Source organism: Acinetobacter sp. XH1741, from assembly GCF_041021895.1.
Lineage (GTDB): Bacteria > Pseudomonadota > Gammaproteobacteria > Pseudomonadales > Moraxellaceae > Acinetobacter.
On sequence record NZ_CP157428.1, the window covers coordinates 1,719,396 to 1,736,997 of the forward strand.

Consider the following 17,602-nt stretch of genomic DNA (forward strand, 5'->3'; position numbering starts at 1 on the left):
AACCTTTTTTTGGCAAACGTGAGGCTAAGGCCCAAACCGAAGTTTGAGCTTCCTTTTTTATTTCAATTGCTTATTGTTTTAAGGTGGGCACCCGAATAATCAGCGGGTTATCAGTTTGCTTTTGATAAAGTTCATCAATTAAAGCAGCACGACGCTTGGTAATATTGCTTTGATTGAGGTTGCCTTTATCGGTCACTTCACCTGCATCGAGTTGAGGCGGCTCGGTCATTAAATAAAGCATTGAGACAGTATTTGAGCTACCAGTCGCATCTTTATTAAAAGTTGTTAAAAATTGGCGGAACCATTGTTGGATTTTAGGGTGTTGTAATATCTCTGTTGCAGAATGCTCACCTAGTTTAAGGTTTGCATATTGAGCACAGGCTTCTAATTTTGGAAAAATTAGAAAACCAACAGCATTTAGGTTTGAACCGGTAATACAAACATCTTGAACCAGTAAGTTACCTTGAATGAGCACTTTGTTGCGTAGTGTGCCGACATTTACAAAAGTACCCGTATTGAGTTTAAAGTCTTCGGCAATTCGTCCGTCGTACATCAGGCCTTTAGTTGGATCATTGATATCGACTAAACGAACAGCATCGCCTGTATGGAAAAAGCCTTCATCATCAAACACAGTGCTTTGTTGGTCTGCCTTTAAGCGCCAATAGCCTTTCATGACATGTTTGCCACGAACGCAAAACTCAAGTTTGTCGCCACATGGAACCAGCTTAATTTCGCACCCCGGAGCAGGGTAGCCAATAAAGCCAGCCATCACGCGTGGGCCAGTTGTAAAAGCGCAAGATGGTGCAGTTTCAGTCATGCCTAATCCGCTCATGATGCGGATTTTTTCTCCGCAATGTTGCTGAGCAATTTTATCGAGTCTGTTCCAGCCCGCTTCTGAAAGTGCAGCACCTGCAAAGAATAAAATTTTAACTTTGGCAAAAAAGCGGTCTCTTAATTCTTCATCTTTTTCTAAAGCTTCGGTGAGTTCTTCCCAACCTTTTGGCACATTTAAATAAACGGTTGGGGAAATTTCTTTGAGGTTACGAATGGTTTCTTCAAATTTTCCTGCAACGGGTTTGCCATCATCAATGTAAATGGTACCGCCGTTGTAGAGTGCAATACCGACATTGTGACTACCCCCAAATGTGTGGTGCCAAGACAGCCAATCGAGTAGGACAGGCGGCGTTTCTTCAAACTCAGGGAAAGTTTGTAATAACATTTGCTGATTAACACACAACATTAAATGCGTGGTTGGTACAGCTTTAGGAAGTTTGGTTGAGCCTGATGTAAATAAGAATTTGGCAATCTGGTTTTCATCAAGGGTGTGATAAAACTCCTGAACATTGGAAACAGGCGTATCTAATAGCGATTGAAACGACGTGCAGATCTGATCGCCAACAATCCCTTTATTGGTCACCACTTCAATGTCAGGTGTAATACATGCTTGAATAGCCTTGGCAAAAGCTTGACCATCGCTCGCATAAACCATGCCTGGGGTGAGCACTTCAAACACGTGTTTGAGTTTGCCAAAGTCTTGAGAAATCAGAGAATAGGCGGGGGAAATAGCGGAGAATGGCACACCTGCCAGCATGGCAGCCATAGACAGTGTTAAATGTTCAAGATCATTACCACTTAAAATGACCAGAGGTCTTTCTTGACTTAAGTTACGTTCATGTAAAGCTTGAGCAATGTGCCATGCACGCTGTAGAACTTCTGCATAACTCAGTTTGACCCATTCACCTTGAGCATTGCGTTTTGCTGCAAAAATATGGTCTGGTTTAGTTTGTGCAAAATGAATTAACCGATCTGTCAGTTTTTGTGGATACGGTTTTAATTGCTCTTTTGGGCTGATATAGAGCGTGTCATCTTTATGGTGATAATGAATATCATGTTGCCCTAATTTTACGAACCGTTCGCGGTCTTGTGATTGAGTGGCATTCATTTGCATTTCTTTCACTCCATGGAAAGCGCATCACTGCGCTTTATTTTTTGCATCATGCAATTTTTATTTAATATGTTGTTGTCCGCATTAGCCTGACTAAATCGGGTAATGACGTGATTGGGTTTGAATGGTAATCCAGCGTAGTTCGGTAAATTCGGCAACAGAGACTTTACTACCAAAACGTCCGTAACCACTCGATTTTGTTCCGCCAAATGGCATTTGAGCTTCGTCATGTACAGTTGCGCCGTTAATGTGACAAATACCCGAATCAATCTGGTGAGCGACTTCTAATGCCTGTGAAATATTTTGGCTAAACACTGCTGAAGAAAGACCGAACTCGCTATCATTTGCCAGTGCTATGCCTTCTTCAATGCTTGAAAAACGTTGAACTGTGCATACAGGCCCAAACGATTCTTCGCGGTAAAGCAGCATGTCAGGTTTAATATTAAGTACCAGCGTCGGTTGCATGCTGGTGTCTTCAATATGAATGCCTAAAGGTAAGTCAGCACCTTTGTTTTGAGCATCTTCAAGCAAATGCTGAATACGGTTTGCAGCGCGGCGACTTTCTAAAACACCGAGTACATTGTCTTTTGAAGTTGGATTACCTGCCCGAATAGAGCGGGTTTTTTCAATCAGTTTTTCAATAAATTGGTCGGCAATATTGTCTTGAACTAAAACACGTTCGGTCGACATACAGATTTGACCCTGATTAAAGAATGCTCCAAAAGCAACTGCATTTACGGCTTCATTAATATCGGCCTCATTTAAAACCACGACAGGGGCCTTACCACCCAATTCAAGTAAAACAGGTTTTAAATATTTGGCAGCAGTCTTGGCAATAATTTTTCCGACTTTGGTGGAACCTGTAAAATTAATGCGCTTCACAGCTGGATGAGACACTAAGCGCTCCACGATTTGTGGGGCATCTTCGGCGGCATGTGTAATCACATTCACCACACCTTCACCAAGACCTGCTTCATGTAGCACTTCACCAATAAGACGATGCGTTGCTGGGCAGGCTTCCGATGCTTTTAACACTACCGTGTTACCACAAGCCAAAGGCATAGCAAGCGCACGTGTTGCCAAAATGACAGGCGCATTCCAAGGTGCAATGCCAACAATCACACCGCAAGGAACTCGCACACCCATTGCAAGATTGCCCGGCACATCTGACGGAATCAGGCTTCCGTCAATTTGTGTAGTCATGGCTGCTGCTTCACGTAACATGTTGGCAGCAAGCTGAACGTTAAACCCATACCATGTTGCAGTTGAACCTGTTTCTTGCATTCCGGTTTGAATGAATTGCTCGGTCTTTTGGTCCATTAAATCGGCTGCTTTTAATAAGCGTAAACGGCGTTCGGTAGGTGAGAGCTTCGACCATACTTTAAAAGCTTGTTGTGCCGAATCGATTGCACGATCAACATCGTCCAAGGTGGCAGCAGCAGCTTTTGTTGCCACTGATCCATCAATGGGGCTAATACGCTCAAAAGTTGCCTGATTTGATGCATCAACAGATTGACCGTGAATAAGTAACTGTACATTTTGCATGGGTTGTGTCCTTACATTGCCATTAAAGAATCAAAAGTTAACCAGTACGTTTATAGCTCTGTAAACCTGGTTTAATTGATTTTTCATCTAAAAATTGTTTCAAACCTTCTTGGCGACCATTTTCAGTATCGCGGTGGATACATTGATCGAGCTTGGCATATAAGTAGTCTTCGTTTTGGTCCCATGTCAGTTCGCGGCAGCGTTTAAAGCCATTTTTAGCGGTACGAAGGACGACTGGGTTTTTCTCAAGCAAGCAATTTGCTAGTTCGGTTACTTCTGCTTTAAGTTGTTCAAGGGGTACACTTTTATTCACAAGACCCATAGTTTCAGCTTCTTTACCGCTAAAGGTTTTACCCGTCATGATGTAGTACAAAGCTGCACGGTGACCTACGGTATCAGCCATTGCTTTACTTACAAGGTTGCCCGGTGGAATACCCCAGTTAATTTCAGATAAACCAAAGGTTGCTTCATCTGCTGCAATTGCAAGATCACACGCCACTAAAGGTGAGAAACCGCCTCCGAAACACCAACCGTTGACCATTGCAATCGTTGGTTTTGAATACATGCGAAGAAGTTGCCACTGCCAACGGCATGAGTCACGGCGAATACGCTCTTGATAAATTTCAGGCTGAGTGTCGACTTCGCGGAAATATTCTTTCAAGTCCATGCCTGCTGTCCAAGAGTCACCTGCACCGGTCAACACTAACACACGTGCATCTTGATCAAGTTCTATTGCTTCAAGCACATCGATCATTTCACGATTGAGTGTAGGACTCATGGCATTTTTCTTTTCTGGACGGTTTAGTGTAACCCATGCAATTCCATTTTCAACTTTAACATCTACTGTTTCCCAGCGGTTTTCATAACTCATCTTCATACTCCTTGAATGATTTTTAGCTGTTCTGGGATTTAATTTAATATCAGTTAAACTTACATTCAAGTCTTTTTTATGAATTTTTATAATTATTTTTTAAATCATTGTATTTTATGCATTAATTAAATTAATAAATAATTTTATATAAAAATAAGTTGATTTTTTGATAAGTTTAACTGATATTTTTGGGGTGTTTAAACAATAATACACAAAGGGCTAAATGGAACGACTAGTCAATAAGGGACAACACAATGGAAAAAATATTAGGACAGTCCGCAAGGGCAAAAATCACGTTGCTACTGTGCTTTGCCATAGCAATTTTTGAGGGCTTTGATCTTCAATCGATGGGGGTAGCCGCTCCACGAATGCGGGCAGAGTTTATGTTAGACAATGCCCAAATGGCGTGGGCATTTAGTGCTGCAATTTTGGGAACCTTGCCGGGTGCAATATTGGGCGGCAGATTTGCAGATATAGTTGGGCGTAAGAAAATTCTGATTTTTAGTATTTTACTTTTTGGAATTATGTCTTTATTAACCGCCTATGCCGCCAACTTTAGTTTGTTGTTACTCATTCGTTTTTGTACTGGATTGGGAATGGGTGGTGCACTTCCAATGATGATTACACTTGCCTCTGAAGCTGTGCCTGACCAGCACAAGGGTAAAGCGGTAAGTGTTATGTATAGTGGTATTCCTTTCGGTGGCTTACTCACTTCCATCGTTGCTATGATGGTGGCGGGCGATGCAGAGTGGCGTCATATTTTCTATATTGGTGGGATTGCACCTATTTTACTCATTCCCCTGATTATGCGCTTTTTACCTGAGTCAACTGATTACCTGCAACGTAAAGTTCAAGCGCAAAAAACCACACCATTCTTTGAGGTTTTATTTGCCAAAGAACGCCGTATGTCGACTATTCAGCTTTGGGTGAGTTTTTTCTGCACGTTGGTGGTACTGTACTTCTTGTTGAACTGGTTGCCGTTACTGATGGGGGCGCAGGGTTTATCGAAACTACAAGCAAACTATGTACAGATGGGCTACAACATTGGTGGAATTTTAGGCTCAATCTTAATGGGTGTATTGCTTGATAAATTACGCATGAGTTTTGTGATTAAGCTGATTTATCTCGGCATTTTATTTTCACTTTGTTGTTTAGCAATTTCTCCAACTGTGGCGTTACTTGCTCTTTCGGCAGTGGGTTGTGGTTTATTTATTGTGGGTGGACAATCGGCTTTGTATGGTCTGGCTGCCATGTACTATCCGACAGAAATGCGTGGAACTGGAGTGGGTTCAGCGGTTGCAATTGGGCGTATAGGTTCTTTTGCAGGGCCTTTACTGGCTGGTTTTTTACTTTCGCTCGGCCAAAGCTCGACCATTGTGATTGGTTCAAGCATTCCAGTGATCTTAATTGCAGCGATCTCTGCATTACTTCTTGTCAAAAAACCTAAACAGCCTGTACATTTAGTGCAAAGCTCGGGTGCTCGCTAAGTTTTAACGAAAGTATGGGGTTAGAACCTCATACTTTCACTACAGATTTTCTTATGATGAATGAAAGGTTATGGTAAGTTCGAATTTAGTTCAAAAAAAAGTAGAAGATGAGCCTAAGTTAAGTTACATGATTGCTCGTGTTGACCGAATTATTAGTAAACATTTAACAGAACATTTAAAAGAGCTTGAGATTACCTTGCCGCAATTTACTGCGCTTTCTGTTTTAGCTTCAAAAAGTAATTTATCTAATGCCAAGCTTGCTGAGCGCTCTTTTATTAAGCCGCAATCTGCCAACAAAATTTTGCAAGATTTGCTGGTGAATGGTTGGATTGAGAAAAAACCAGACCCAACCCATGGCCGCCGTATTTTAATTACACTGACCGACAGTGGTATTGATAAGCTGAATAAATGCAATGAAGTGGTTTTAAAAATTGAAGAGAAAATGCTTGAAGGCATTGATATTAACTTGGCTTATTTAATCCGTAATAACCTCGATATTATGGTGAATAATCTGAAAGGTCTTTAAGCGAACATTGTTGGCAATTTAATTTTTTAAAGCCTACAGTCCTGCTTAAGCACTGATTCACACAGAAAATTTATTTCATTTTACAAATGAACTTGCTAGCATCGAAGTGACGTTTTTGGTGATGTGTGGCAGCGGATGTCTTCAGGACAACAAGTTTTACTTAAACTAAGAAAAATGATTATTTCAGGGGAACTTGAAGGCGGTGCCAGAATTGCCGAAATTCCAACGGCCGAGTTACTTGGCGTTTCAAGGCAGCCTGTTCGTATTGCCTTTCGGTTGCTCGAACAAGAAGGTCTCCTCATTAAAAACCCAACTCGTGGTTACACGGTTCGTGAAATTTCAGAACAATTGGTTCATGATGCGCTTGAAGTGCGCGGTGTGCTTGAAGGGTTGGCTGCGAAAACTTTGGCAGAACAAGGCTTAAGCGAAGAGCAGAAAAAGACGCTGCAACATTGTATTCAAGAAACTGAAAAACTCTTTAATGAAAAGGACGAGTTTGGCGATGCTGAACTAGAGCGTTATCATCATTTTAATGTCATCTTTCATGACACCATTATTGAAGGTGCGCAAAACGTCGCACTCATACAAGCCTTAGCAAAAAACAACCAATTGCCTATGGCTTCTGCCCAAGCCATTACCTATGATCAGAACCAAGCTTTGTCTGAATATCGTCGTTTGCACTACGCACATTTACAGCATTGTTCGATTTTCGATGCCTTGGTACATCGACAGGCAGGGCGTGCTGAAACATTAATGCGTGAACACAGCAGTGTAGTGATTTTAGGTGAAACGCTCAGAAATGTTTTAAGTGCTTAAGGCGAAATAAGTTCCTTTATATTTGAATAAAGGAACTTTCGGGTTAAAGCTCAATCACAAGATTTTTAGTTTTTGCACGAGAACAGCAGGGCGTAAAATGGTCGTTCAATGCATGTTCTTCATCGGTCATAAACATATCTCGATGATCAGGCGTGCCTTCTACCACACGGGTAATACAGGTCCCGCAAATGCCTTGTTCACACGAAATAGGAATATCAAAACCATTTGCAATTAATGCTTCAGTAGCAGTTTGCTCTGGTAATACTTCAATTCGACGGCCAGTACCTTTAACTTCAATGGTAAAAGCTTCATCGTTAGACGTATCTACTTTTTGAGCGACAAAATGCTCTTGATGTAACTGTTCGCTATGCCAACCTGCTTGTACGGCTGAGTTCATGACAAACTGCATAAACCCAGTAGGCCCACACACATATAGGTGTTTATCTGGTGAAGCTTGGGCTAAAACCTCTGCCATATTACATTCGGTGTCGGGTTGGTCTTGAATATGAAAATGGACTTGCTCACCAAAGTGCTCGGTTAAATTGCCATAAAAGGCAATCATTTCATGACTACGAACAAAGTAGTGTAATTCGAAAGGAATATTGGCTGACTTAAGCCGATACGCCATCGATAAAATAGGGGTAATACCAATACCACCCGCAAATAAAATCGCCTGCTTTGTGTGAGGGTGAATTTCAAATAAATTACGCGGCTCACCAATTTTTAAATGATCGCCTTCACGATATTCAGTGTGAATGCAACGTGAGCCTCCGCGTGAATTGGCATCATGTAAAACACCAATCACATAACGATGTTTTTCACTACAACAGTTTGAAAGTGAATATTGACGGGTGAGGCCATTTTTTAGATGTACATCAATGTGCGAGCCTGCTTCAAAACTCGGTAGCTCTGTGCCATTTGCGGAGACCAATTCAAACGCACGAATGGTCGGAGTGAGCTGGTGAATTTTTTGAATAATAACGTCCATGTTCATGCTCCATTAAATAATCCGAATGTTTGGAAACTTCTGTGCGGATGTTTCAGGAGGTGTTTTATTTTCTTCGGCAAGTAATCGCTCAATCACTTTACGAGACTGTACACCGCCTGCATCGATGTTGAGCATCAGTAACTTGCGATGTGGGTTGTTTAAAATATTTTGCTGCTGTTGTTCTAGCATTTCTAAATCTTCAGTAAAGATTTTGCCTTGGCCTTCACGAATTTGATCGGTGAGTTCAGCATTGTCAGGTTGGAAGTTGCGTGCCATTCCCCAGAAATACCAGTGTGAGGTTTCAGTTTCTGGTGTAATAAAATCAACCACAATTGAGGAAACTTTTTTGTCATTTGGTGCGTGATAACCCCCATGTCCAGCATGCGCTACACCAACTTCAATATGCACATTACTTGGCGCAAAGAAGTGGCAACGTTGCCAACGGTCAACGGGTACATCTTCTGCTAAGTGGTTACCACGAAGGGCCATTTGCCAAAATGGAGGCGCGATCACATTTTCCATATAGCGTTCGGTAATGACATGGTCGCCGTCAACTTTAGTGACTGGTAATGATTCATCAATCTCTTTTTGTCCGATGCTGCTTGAATGAACATAGGTCTCGTGGGTTAAATCCATCAGGTTATCGACCATCAAGCGATAGTCACACTGAATATGAAACAGGCCTCCGCCATAGCTCCATTCAGGATGATCTGCCCATTCTAAAGTTGGCAGTTTTGCTTCATCTGCTAATGCTTTCTCACCCGGCCATATCCAAATAAAACCAAACTTTTCGACAACCGCATATGCTTTGTTGCAAGGAAAACCATTTACACGTTGAGCTGGCATTGAAACAGTTTTTCCATCACAACCCATTACTAAGCCATGATAACCACAGACAAGGTTGCCATCTTCTACATAACCCAGTGAAAGCGGGGCACCACGATGGGGACAAAAATCTTCAACGGCTGCAACTTGGTTTTCTTTCCCACGATAAAAAACAATTTTTTCACCACAAATGGTGCGGCCTAATGGTTTGTCATGGATTTCTTCTGGGCGGCAGGCTACATACCATGCATTTTTGATAAACATTGTGACGACTCCTTATCACTTATTGGATCCAATTTATAATAAATAAAAATATTGGTCAATTGGTGAACAGTGTATTTTTTAAAAAATTATTGATCTTTAAAGGTGGGTTTTCTGTATATTTTTAAATGTTATCAAGTGTGTTTATCGTTGTTTTAAATTTAGAGGTGAAATTTTCATTAGCTTTTATTTGGATCCATATTGATTTGGTTGAAAGCTGAATAGAAATGGTACTTAGAATGATAAATTTGAAAAATAGATAAATTTTATGGATCCATATTTTTTGTTTTAATGGTTTTAAATAAATTATAAATATATTTTTCAATTATTTAATTTATGGTTTATTAAATTTTAAAAATATTGTTGATTTTTTGGATCCAAATAATCAGTATGGAAAAAGAGCAGGATGCTCAAAAAACAAATATTCCTCTAGGTCATTATGGATACGGATATGCATAACCACCCAATCGCTCTTATCGGCAATGTCGTGTGTATCTCTTATCCACATTGGGAGATGCACAAATGGAAAGAGACGTTCTAAGTGAGATCAATCAGAACAACATGAGCCGTTATCAATGGTTTGTTATTTTGATCTGTATTTGTCTCAATATTATTGATGGCTTTGACGTGATGGTGATGGCATTTACTGCGCCATCCGTGTCGGCAGAATGGTCGCTTTCAGGGGCACAAATTGGTTTGTTGCTGAGTTCTGGCCTTTTTGGAATGGCTGCGGGTTCAATTTTTCTAGCGCCTTTAGCCGATAAAATCGGTCGTCGTTTACTTATTTTAGTTTGCCTTGTGATTGCTGGTTTTAGCATGTTGGGCTGTGCTTTGGTTCAAAGCCACAGCATGTTAGCAGCACTTCGGTTTATTACCGGCATTGGGGTAGGTGGGATTCTTGCCAGCAGTAACGTTTTGGCAAGTGAATATGCCAATGCTCGCTGGCGCAGTCTGGCTGTTAGCTTAATGTCTACAGGTTATGGAATTGGCGCGACACTGGGTGGAATACTATCACTGGCCTTGATTGAGCATTTAGGTTGGCGCTCAATCTTTTTGGCAGGTGGGGTTACCACTATTGCAATGCTACTAATCAGCGCATGGTTATTACCTGAATCTTTAGATTACTTACTCGCGAAACGACCAAATCAGGCACTCGAACGAATTAATGCAACTGTAAATCGCATTGGGCTAAACGAATTACCCGTTATGCCGCGTTATGAAAAAATGAGCACGCAAAATGGTAGTGAACTGGGCAAATTATTTGCTGGACAACTGGGGTTTCAAACGCTTTGTCTGTGGTTTGCATTCTTTTTAGTGATGTTTGGCTTTTACTTTGTGATGAGCTGGACACCAAAAATTCTTATTTCAATGGGAATGTCGCCACACCAAGGTGTAAGTACCGGCATTTTAATTAGTATTGGCGGGATTTTCGGGGCAGCCATTATTGGTTTATTGGCATCACGTATGAAAATTTTCTATGCCTTAAGTCTATTTTTAGGGCTAACGTCTGCATGTGTTTTCCTGTTTGTTGCAGTCTCGGCTCAAGTCAGCATTGCACTCATAGTCGGCTTATTACTTGGCACACTCATTAATGGCTGTGTGGCAGGTTTATATTCGATTTCTCCAACAATTTATGATGCTGAAATCCGTAGTCGCGGCGTGGGCTATGCAATTGGTTTTGGTCGTATTGGGGCAATTTTATCGCCAACGGTGGCAGGTATTTTTCTGGATAGAGGTATGGCGCCTGCAACGCTTTATGCCTATTACGGTGTGGTCTTTATTTTGGCTATTTTCCTGATTTTAAGCTTGGGTAGTGCTTTTTACCGCAGTCAAAAAGAGCAAAACTACTCGCTTAAAACAGCACCTTAATCCATTAAAAATTAAATAGTTGAGATAAAAAATGAAAAAGACACCATTGTGGGTGGGGGTATGCTTGTGCCCATTATTTAGTCAAGTTGTGCATGCCGAGTTTATTGCAGATAGTAAAGCTGAGCTGACACTACGTAATTTTTACTTTGACCGAGACTATAAAAAAGACCCATATCCTTATACAGCAGCCAGAGATTGGGCGCAGGGTTTAATTTTTAAAGGACAGTCTGGTTATACCGAAGGGACAGTTGGTTTCGGTGTTGATGTGCTGGCAATGGCAGGTTTTAACCTGATGGGAAGCCGCGCCGATGACTATGCACGTAGTGGCTTACTACAAGTAAATAGCGATAACTCGCGTGATGATTATTATGGGAAAATCGGCATTACAGGGAAGGCTAAATTTAGAAAAAATGAGCTTTTTGTGGGTGATTTAGTTCCGCAGTTACCGACTATATTTTCATCGCCAGCGCGTTTGTTCCCTCAGACTTATCGCGGTATTCGCTTTGTTTCAAATGAAATTCCCAATCTTCAACTCGAAGGTTTTTATGTTGACGAAGTACGGCAGCGCGATTCCATTCGTTATACCGATGTTGGAACAGATAATATCAACCATCGTTTTGACAAAGCTGCAACTACAGACTCGTTTTATACTTTGGGAGGAAGTTATCAGTTAAAGGACTACCGTTTACGTGCTTATCATGCTGAACTCAAAGACATTTACCAGCAACAATTTTTAGGATTTAACGGAAAACAACCTTTAAATGACCAGCTTAATTTTTTAAGTGATGTACGTTTTTTTAATAGTGAAGAAACTGGAAGCAAAAAAATAGGAGAGGTCGATAACCGCCATATTAGTGGCTTATTTGGTTTGAACTATCAAAATCATACGGTTTCTTTGGGTTATATGCAGTCATTTGGTTCAACAGGTCTGCCATTTTTGTCGGGAACAGAAAGCCCAGTCGTGCTTGATTTTATGAGTTCGGACTATTCGAATAAAGATGAAAAAGTCTATTCGATTCGTTACGAATATGACTTCAAAAATGCCCAATTAGGGGATGTTTCATTAAATGGTCTGCGCTTTATGACCCGCTATGCAAAAGGTGAAAACATTGATTTATTGCAATATGGCGATCAGCGTTTTAAAGAAGAGTCGATGGAATTTGATTTGGGTTATAAAATTCCTGAAGGTAAGTTAAAAGGTTTGGGAATGCGAGCTCGTTTTTCTCACTATCGCAACGATATGCCTACTAATATGACTTTTCACTCGGCAAATGAAACACGTTTGAATGTCGATTACACCTTTAAATTTTAATGATTAATATTTAACTAAATTCAAGACAAGTTAAAACATTGTGACCATCAATGTTTTAACTTTAGTTATCAACTGCACAAAATCACTCTATAATAGCGCCAATCTTATTAAAGCCAATTGAGTCTCTCATTAAACACATGGCTTTAATCTCTCATTTTTTTAAGTCAATTTCTTCGCTGTGATTCGGCTTATTTTTCAATATTTAGAATTTTATGTGTCTGTGCTGACACATAAAAATATTTAGGTGCCAGCATGGAAATCAAGGTTAATTATCTCGACAATCTTCGACAGGAAGCTAAGTTCGATGACTTTACGGTAATTGCCGATCAACCAATTCGCTACAAGGGTGACGGTTCGGCACCGGGCCCATTTGACTATTTTTTAGCATCGTCAGCATTGTGTGCAGCGTACTTTGTAAAAGTGTATTGTGCCGCTCGAGATATCCCAACTGATAACATTCGTTTATCGCAAAATAATATTGTTGATCCTGAAAACCGCTATAAGCAAACCTTTAAAATTCAAATTGAATTACCAGCCGATATTTCAGAGAAAGATCGCCAAGGGATTTTACGTTCGATTGACCGTTGTACTGTTAAAAAAGTGATTCAAACGGGTCCTGAATTTATTATTGAAGAAGTTGAAAGCATTGATGCAGATGCACAAGCCTTGCTATTGCCAAGCTTAACTTCTGAAAACCATACCTATATTCAAGGTAAAGACCTGCCATTAGAAGAAACCATTGCCAATATGTCAGCTATTTTGGCAAATTTGGGTATGAAGATTGAAATCGCATCTTGGCGTAATATTGTGCCAAATGTATGGTCATTACATATTCGTGATGCACAGTCTCCGATGTGTTTTACCAATGGTAAAGGCGCGACTAAAGAAAGTGCTTTAGCGTCTGCATTGGGCGAATTTATTGAACGTTTAAACTGTAATTTCTTCTATAACGACCAGTTCTGGGGTGAGGATATTGCCAATGCTGAATTTGTGCATTATCCAGATGAAAAATGGTTTAAACCGGGTCCAAATGGTGAATTGCCTAAAGAAATCTTAGATGAATACTGTCTTGAGATTTATAACCCAGATGATGAGCTACTGGGTACACATTTATACGACACCAACTCAGGCAACGTAGAGCGTGGTATTTGCTCGCTACCTTTTGTGCGCCAGTCTGATGGTGAAGTTGTATATTTCCCATCAAATTTAATTGAAAACTTGTACTTAAGTAATGGTATGAGTGCAGGCAATACTTTGGCAGAAGCCCAAGTTCAATGCTTGTCAGAAATTTTTGAACGTGCTGTTAAACGTGAAATTTTGGAAGGTGAAATTGCACTTCCGGATGTTCCTGAAGACGTATTAGCACAATACCCAAGTATTGTTGCTGGTATTAAAGGCTTAGAAGAGCAAGGTTTCCCTGTATTAGTTAAAGATGCATCACTAGGCGGTCAGTTCCCTGTAATGTGTGTAACTTTAATGAACCCGCGTACAGGTGGGGTGTTTGCATCTTTCGGTGCGCATCCAAGTTTTGAAGTTGCGTTGGAACGTAGCCTGACCGAATTACTTCAAGGCCGTAGTTTTGAAGGCTTAAATGATTTACCTCAACCGACTTTCCAAAGTAATGCGGTCACTGAGCCGAACAACTTTGTTGAGCACTTTATTGACTCAAGTGGTTTGGTTTCTTGGCGCTTCTTTAGCTCTAAATCTGACTATGACTTTGTTGAATGGGATTTTTCTGGCGAAGGCGAAGAGTCGAATGCAGAAGAAGCTGCAACATTGTTCGGTATTCTCGAAGAGATGGGCAAAGAAGTATACATGGCTGTGTACGAACACTTAGGTGCGACTGCTTGCCGTATTTTAGTGCCAGATTATTCAGAAATTTATCTCGTTGAAGATTTAATTTGGGACAATACCAACAAAGCACTTTCATTCCGTGAAGATATTCTAAATCTGCATCGTTTGGATGATGAACAGCTTGAGGCATTGGTTGAGCGTTTAGAAGAATGCGAGTTAGATGACTACACTGAAATTACCACACTCATTGGCATCGAGTTTGATGACAATACAGTCTGGGGACAGCTCACCATTTTAGAGCTGAAATTGCTAATTTATGTGGCTTTACAACAGTTTGAAGAAGCAAAAGAGTTAGTCGAAACTTACTTGCAATATAACACCAATACCGTTGAGCGTGGCTTGTTCTATCAGTGCATGAACGTGGTACTTGAAGTAATGCTAGATGAAGAACTAGAGCTTGAAGACTACTTGACTAACTTCCGCCGTATGTTTGGTGATACACGAATGGATGCGGTATTAGGTTCTGTCGAGGGTAGCGTTCGTTTCTATGGTTTAACACCAACAAGTATGAAACTAGAAGGACTTGATCGTCATTTACGTCTGATCGAGAGCTATAAAAAATTGCATGCAGCTCGTGCTAAAGCCGTGGCGATGTAATTTAAAAAGCGAAATAAAAAAAGCCTATTTTTAAATAGGCTTTTTTTATACAACAAACTTTTAGATTAAGCAGAGGCTTTTGTGAGCTCTACAGTTTCTACTTGCTGATCTTGTTGTTCGCCCAAAGTATGTTTGGCTGGAATATATGACATCGCACGTTCAGCGAGTGCTGTAATGGTTAGACTTGGATTAACCCCTAAATTAGCACCTAACATTGAACCATCTACAACATATAAGTTTTTATAGTTAAAGACACGGTTTTGTCCATCGACTACGCCTTGTTCGGGGCTAGAAGCTATGGCACAGCCACCCATACAGTGAGCGGTAAAAGGCACATTAAACAAAATTTCGGTAATGGTGGTTATTGGATGCCCATTAAACATTTTGGCTACTTTTTCAGTAAAGGTATTGGCCTGTGGAATATAAACAGGCAGTTTTTTACCTTCGCTCGATAACACCTTGCCAAAAGGCCAGAACCAATTGCGTTTCAAGCGCATATTAATAGACGCATCTGCTGTTTGCATCACCAAGAAAATTAAGGTTTGGCGTGCAAAACCGACAGGGTTCGTCATGCGAAGAAATATAAAAGGATGGCTCAGAAATGCCCATAACCAAAAGAAAATACGTGTCCAACCCGGTTTGCCTTTTGCCATGTAGGTACACATAAGGCCCATGGCATCTGAGCCAGTTTGGTAACGCGTTGCTTCAATGTGAGTGTCATGGTCGATGTAAATACTTGAACCAATGGCAACTCCTTTACTCATGTCGACATCTTTACCAAAAAAGCGAACCCCTAAAATAGACTCGGCATTGGTACGTACTCGGTTGCCCAAGTCATCAGAAATATTAGGGAGAGAACCAGACTGTTTTAAACGGAACAACATCTCTTGGGTACCCAAAGAAGATGCCGAGAAAATTACATTGCGTACGCGCCATGTACGACGCTGTTTGTTAAACCATGAACTTGAGCATTCAGTTGTGACTTCATAACCATCACTGCCATCGGCTTTGCCATTGAGAGGCTTAACATCAACCACTTTGGTTTCTTCGTAAACTTTGGCGCCATTTTTTTCAGCAAAGTATAAATAGTTTTTATCGAGCGTATTTTTTGCGTTATGTTTACAACCCGTCATGCAGCCGCCACATGCAGTACATGTTCCGCGGTCTGGACCTTCGCCGTTAAAATAAGGGTCTGGGTAGGTCTTTCCGCCTTGTTCGCCTTCGGGTGGAAAGAAGGTTGCAACACGAGTCGGTTTAAAGGTATGTCCAACACCAACTGCTTCACCCATTTTCTTTAGCATATGGTCGGCAGGACCTAAAATTTTATTATCAGTTACCCCGAGCATACGTTCGGCTTCAGCATAGTGCTGTGGCATTTCATTTTTCCAGTCTGCCGCATCTGCCCATGTGCCTTCGTCCCAAATATGTTCAGGTGGAACAAGCAGGGTGTTGGCATAGGTAATTGAACCCCCACCTACAGCATTCCCGCAAATAATGGTGACATGGCGGAAAAAACGCATATTAAAATAACCGAAAAGTTTCATGCCCGGACGCCAAATCCAGCGACGGGTATTCCAGTTGTTTTTAGCAAAATCTTCAGCTTTCCAGCGACGGCCCATTTCCATTACGGCAACCGAATAGCCTTTTTCGGTCAGACGGCAGGCAGAAACACTACCACCAAAACCTGAACCAATAATGAGGTAATCATAGTCATAATTGTTTGTTGTCATGACGAAGGCTCCTGTCTAGTGATATTTTTTATATTGACTGTGTATGTTTATTAATGAATTGCCTAATGCGCTCAATTGAGTCATCAGATTCCTTTAGTATACCTGCATGAAATTGAAAAACATGTCCGACGTGGTCATAAATCCTAAAGTTCGTCGGAATACCATGTTTTTCAGTTTGTTCAGTAAGACGTTTTGCATCGTCTAATAAAACTTCTTCGGTGCCGACATGAATCAAAACAGGCGGTAATCCAGTCAAGTCCGCATAGAGTGGAGAGCAGGTTTGATCAGTGAATGATTTTTGCCCGCAATAGTTTTTTGCACACCAAGCTAACCAGTCTTCTGACAGCATTGCATCTTGACCAGCATGAGTTTTTATACTGCTTCCAGAGAGACTTAAGTCAACCCAAGGTGAAAGTAAAACTAACGCCGCGGGTAAGGGTAAACCACTATCTCGAATAGCCATTGCCGTGCTTAAGCTTAATCCACCGCCCGCAGAATCCCCAGCAATCACGAGTTTTTTCGGGTCCTGTCCTTGAGCGAGAAGTGCTTTATAAACTGCTATAACATCTTCAGTAGCAGCAGGGCTTGTGTGCTCTGGAGCTAGGCGATATTCAGGTAACCAGACTTGTGCCTGAGCTGCGTGACCGATTTGAGCCGCAAGCTTGGTATGACTTTTTGAACTACCCACAACATAGCCACCCCCATGTAAATACAAAATGCCCAATTCTGATTGAGTCGTTTTGGGTTGAATATGAACTATCGGTACTTGAGCAATCGTTTGCTTTTTTGTTTTATAGCCACGTGGTCCAAGCACAATAGCACTGGCCGCATCGCTACAAAAACGTTGTAGCTTCAATGGCGTTCTAGGCGATAAAGCTGGACGTAGCGTAGTACGAATGGTCCATGCGAGAAGCTGCTTCATAATAATGACTCACACTAAGCATGTGATTAAGTCAGCATCTCTCAAACTTAAGAG

13 protein-coding genes are annotated in these 17,602 nt (G+C 41.1%); 6 read left to right on the forward strand and 7 right to left on the reverse strand.

The genetic code is table 11. The annotated features are described in order from the left end of the window. Positions 1-70: 70 nt before the first annotated feature. From ABLB96_RS08185 to ABLB96_RS08195, 3 genes are all read right to left on the reverse strand, one after another. Positions 71-1,957, reverse strand: coding sequence for a feruloyl-CoA synthase (locus ABLB96_RS08185; protein ID WP_348896414.1), 1,887 nt, complete (start codon positions 1,955-1,957; stop codon positions 71-73). 81 nt (positions 1,958-2,038) lie between these two features. Beyond that, on the reverse strand, positions 2,039-3,490 hold the full coding sequence (locus ABLB96_RS08190; RefSeq protein ID WP_348896413.1) for an aldehyde dehydrogenase: 1,452 nt from the start codon (positions 3,488-3,490) through the stop codon (positions 2,039-2,041). 37 nt (positions 3,491-3,527) lie between these two features. Then, on the reverse strand, positions 3,528-4,367 hold the full coding sequence (locus ABLB96_RS08195) for a p-hydroxycinnamoyl CoA hydratase/lyase (protein ID WP_348896412.1): 840 nt from the start codon (positions 4,365-4,367) through the stop codon (positions 3,528-3,530). 248 nt (positions 4,368-4,615) lie between these two features. Here ABLB96_RS08195 and mhpT point away from each other — a divergent pair, with 248 nt between their 5' ends. The 3 genes from mhpT (at position 4,616) to ABLB96_RS08210 (ending at position 7,190) form a co-directional block, all read left to right on the forward strand. After that, positions 4,616-5,848, forward strand: coding sequence for a 3-(3-hydroxy-phenyl)propionate transporter MhpT (mhpT, locus tag ABLB96_RS08200; protein WP_348898546.1), 1,233 nt, complete (start codon positions 4,616-4,618; stop codon positions 5,846-5,848). A 70-nt stretch (positions 5,849-5,918) separates the two neighbouring features. Continuing rightward, positions 5,919-6,374 carry a MarR family transcriptional regulator gene (locus ABLB96_RS08205; RefSeq protein WP_348898545.1) on the forward strand — a complete coding sequence of 152 codons (456 nt, stop codon included), beginning with the start codon at positions 5,919-5,921 and terminating at the stop codon, positions 6,372-6,374. A gap of 123 nt (positions 6,375-6,497) precedes the next feature. Next, the gene (locus ABLB96_RS08210; RefSeq protein WP_080947713.1) at positions 6,498-7,190 is read left to right on the forward strand and encodes a GntR family transcriptional regulator; all 693 of its coding nucleotides are present in this window, start codon (positions 6,498-6,500) and stop codon (positions 7,188-7,190) included. A 43-nt stretch (positions 7,191-7,233) separates the two neighbouring features. On the opposite strand, the gene ABLB96_RS08215 is transcribed toward ABLB96_RS08210, so the two are convergent. After that, positions 7,234-8,178: a PDR/VanB family oxidoreductase gene (locus ABLB96_RS08215; protein WP_348898544.1), complete on the reverse strand. Its 945-nt coding sequence runs from the start codon at positions 8,176-8,178 to the stop codon at positions 7,234-7,236. A 12-nt stretch (positions 8,179-8,190) separates the two neighbouring features. After that, complete coding sequence (locus ABLB96_RS08220) at positions 8,191-9,267, reverse strand: aromatic ring-hydroxylating dioxygenase subunit alpha (protein ID WP_348898543.1); 1,077 nt, start codon at positions 9,265-9,267, stop codon at positions 8,191-8,193. Positions 9,268-9,786: 519 nt separating this feature from the next. On the opposite strand from ABLB96_RS08220, the gene ABLB96_RS08225 reads away from it, so the two are divergent. From ABLB96_RS08225 to ABLB96_RS08235, 3 genes are all read left to right on the forward strand, one after another. After that, complete coding sequence (locus ABLB96_RS08225) at positions 9,787-11,133, forward strand: MFS transporter (protein ID WP_348896747.1); 1,347 nt, start codon at positions 9,787-9,789, stop codon at positions 11,131-11,133. Between the two features lie 31 nt (positions 11,134-11,164). Further along, entirely contained in the window at positions 11,165-12,445 is a 1,281-nt protein-coding gene (locus tag ABLB96_RS08230; protein WP_348896746.1) for an OprD family outer membrane porin, read from the forward strand. 252 nt (positions 12,446-12,697) lie between these two features. Further along, a complete protein-coding gene (locus ABLB96_RS08235) occupies positions 12,698-14,896 on the forward strand; it encodes an OsmC domain/YcaO domain-containing protein (RefSeq protein ID WP_348896745.1) in 2,199 nt (732 codons plus the stop codon). Positions 14,897-14,961: 65 nt separating this feature from the next. On the opposite strand, the gene ABLB96_RS08240 is transcribed toward ABLB96_RS08235, so the two are convergent. Then, positions 14,962-16,626, reverse strand: coding sequence for a GMC family oxidoreductase (locus tag ABLB96_RS08240; RefSeq protein WP_348896744.1), 1,665 nt, complete (start codon positions 16,624-16,626; stop codon positions 14,962-14,964). A 28-nt stretch (positions 16,627-16,654) separates the two neighbouring features. Continuing rightward, positions 16,655-17,548 (reverse strand): alpha/beta hydrolase, encoded by an 894-nt coding sequence (locus ABLB96_RS08245; protein ID WP_348896743.1) that lies wholly within the window; start codon positions 17,546-17,548, stop codon positions 16,655-16,657. Positions 17,549-17,602: the final 54 nt, after the last annotated feature.

What these genes read in the sequence shown, in the direction of transcription:
- ABLB96_RS08190 (WP_348896413.1), bottom strand. Translation starts at nt 3,490, where the DNA reads ATGCAAAATGTACAGTTACTTATTCACGGTCAATCTGTTGATGCATCA.
- ABLB96_RS08195 (WP_348896412.1), bottom strand. Translation starts at nt 4,367, where the DNA reads ATGAAGATGAGTTATGAAAACCGCTGGGAAACAGTAGATGTTAAAGTT.
- mhpT (WP_348898546.1), top strand. Translation starts at nt 4,616, where the DNA reads ATGGAAAAAATATTAGGACAGTCCGCAAGGGCAAAAATCACGTTGCTA.
- ABLB96_RS08205 (WP_348898545.1), top strand. Translation starts at nt 5,919, where the DNA reads ATGGTAAGTTCGAATTTAGTTCAAAAAAAAGTAGAAGATGAGCCTAAG.
- ABLB96_RS08215 (WP_348898544.1), bottom strand. Translation starts at nt 8,178, where the DNA reads ATGGACGTTATTATTCAAAAAATTCACCAGCTCACTCCGACCATTCGT.
- ABLB96_RS08220 (WP_348898543.1), bottom strand. Translation starts at nt 9,267, where the DNA reads ATGTTTATCAAAAATGCATGGTATGTAGCCTGCCGCCCAGAAGAAATC.
- ABLB96_RS08225 (WP_348896747.1), top strand. Translation starts at nt 9,787, where the DNA reads ATGGAAAGAGACGTTCTAAGTGAGATCAATCAGAACAACATGAGCCGT.
- ABLB96_RS08230 (WP_348896746.1), top strand. Translation starts at nt 11,165, where the DNA reads ATGAAAAAGACACCATTGTGGGTGGGGGTATGCTTGTGCCCATTATTT.
- ABLB96_RS08235 (WP_348896745.1), top strand. Translation starts at nt 12,698, where the DNA reads ATGGAAATCAAGGTTAATTATCTCGACAATCTTCGACAGGAAGCTAAG.
- ABLB96_RS08240 (WP_348896744.1), bottom strand. Translation starts at nt 16,626, where the DNA reads ATGACAACAAACAATTATGACTATGATTACCTCATTATTGGTTCAGGT.
- ABLB96_RS08245 (WP_348896743.1), bottom strand. Translation starts at nt 17,548, where the DNA reads ATGAAGCAGCTTCTCGCATGGACCATTCGTACTACGCTACGTCCAGCT.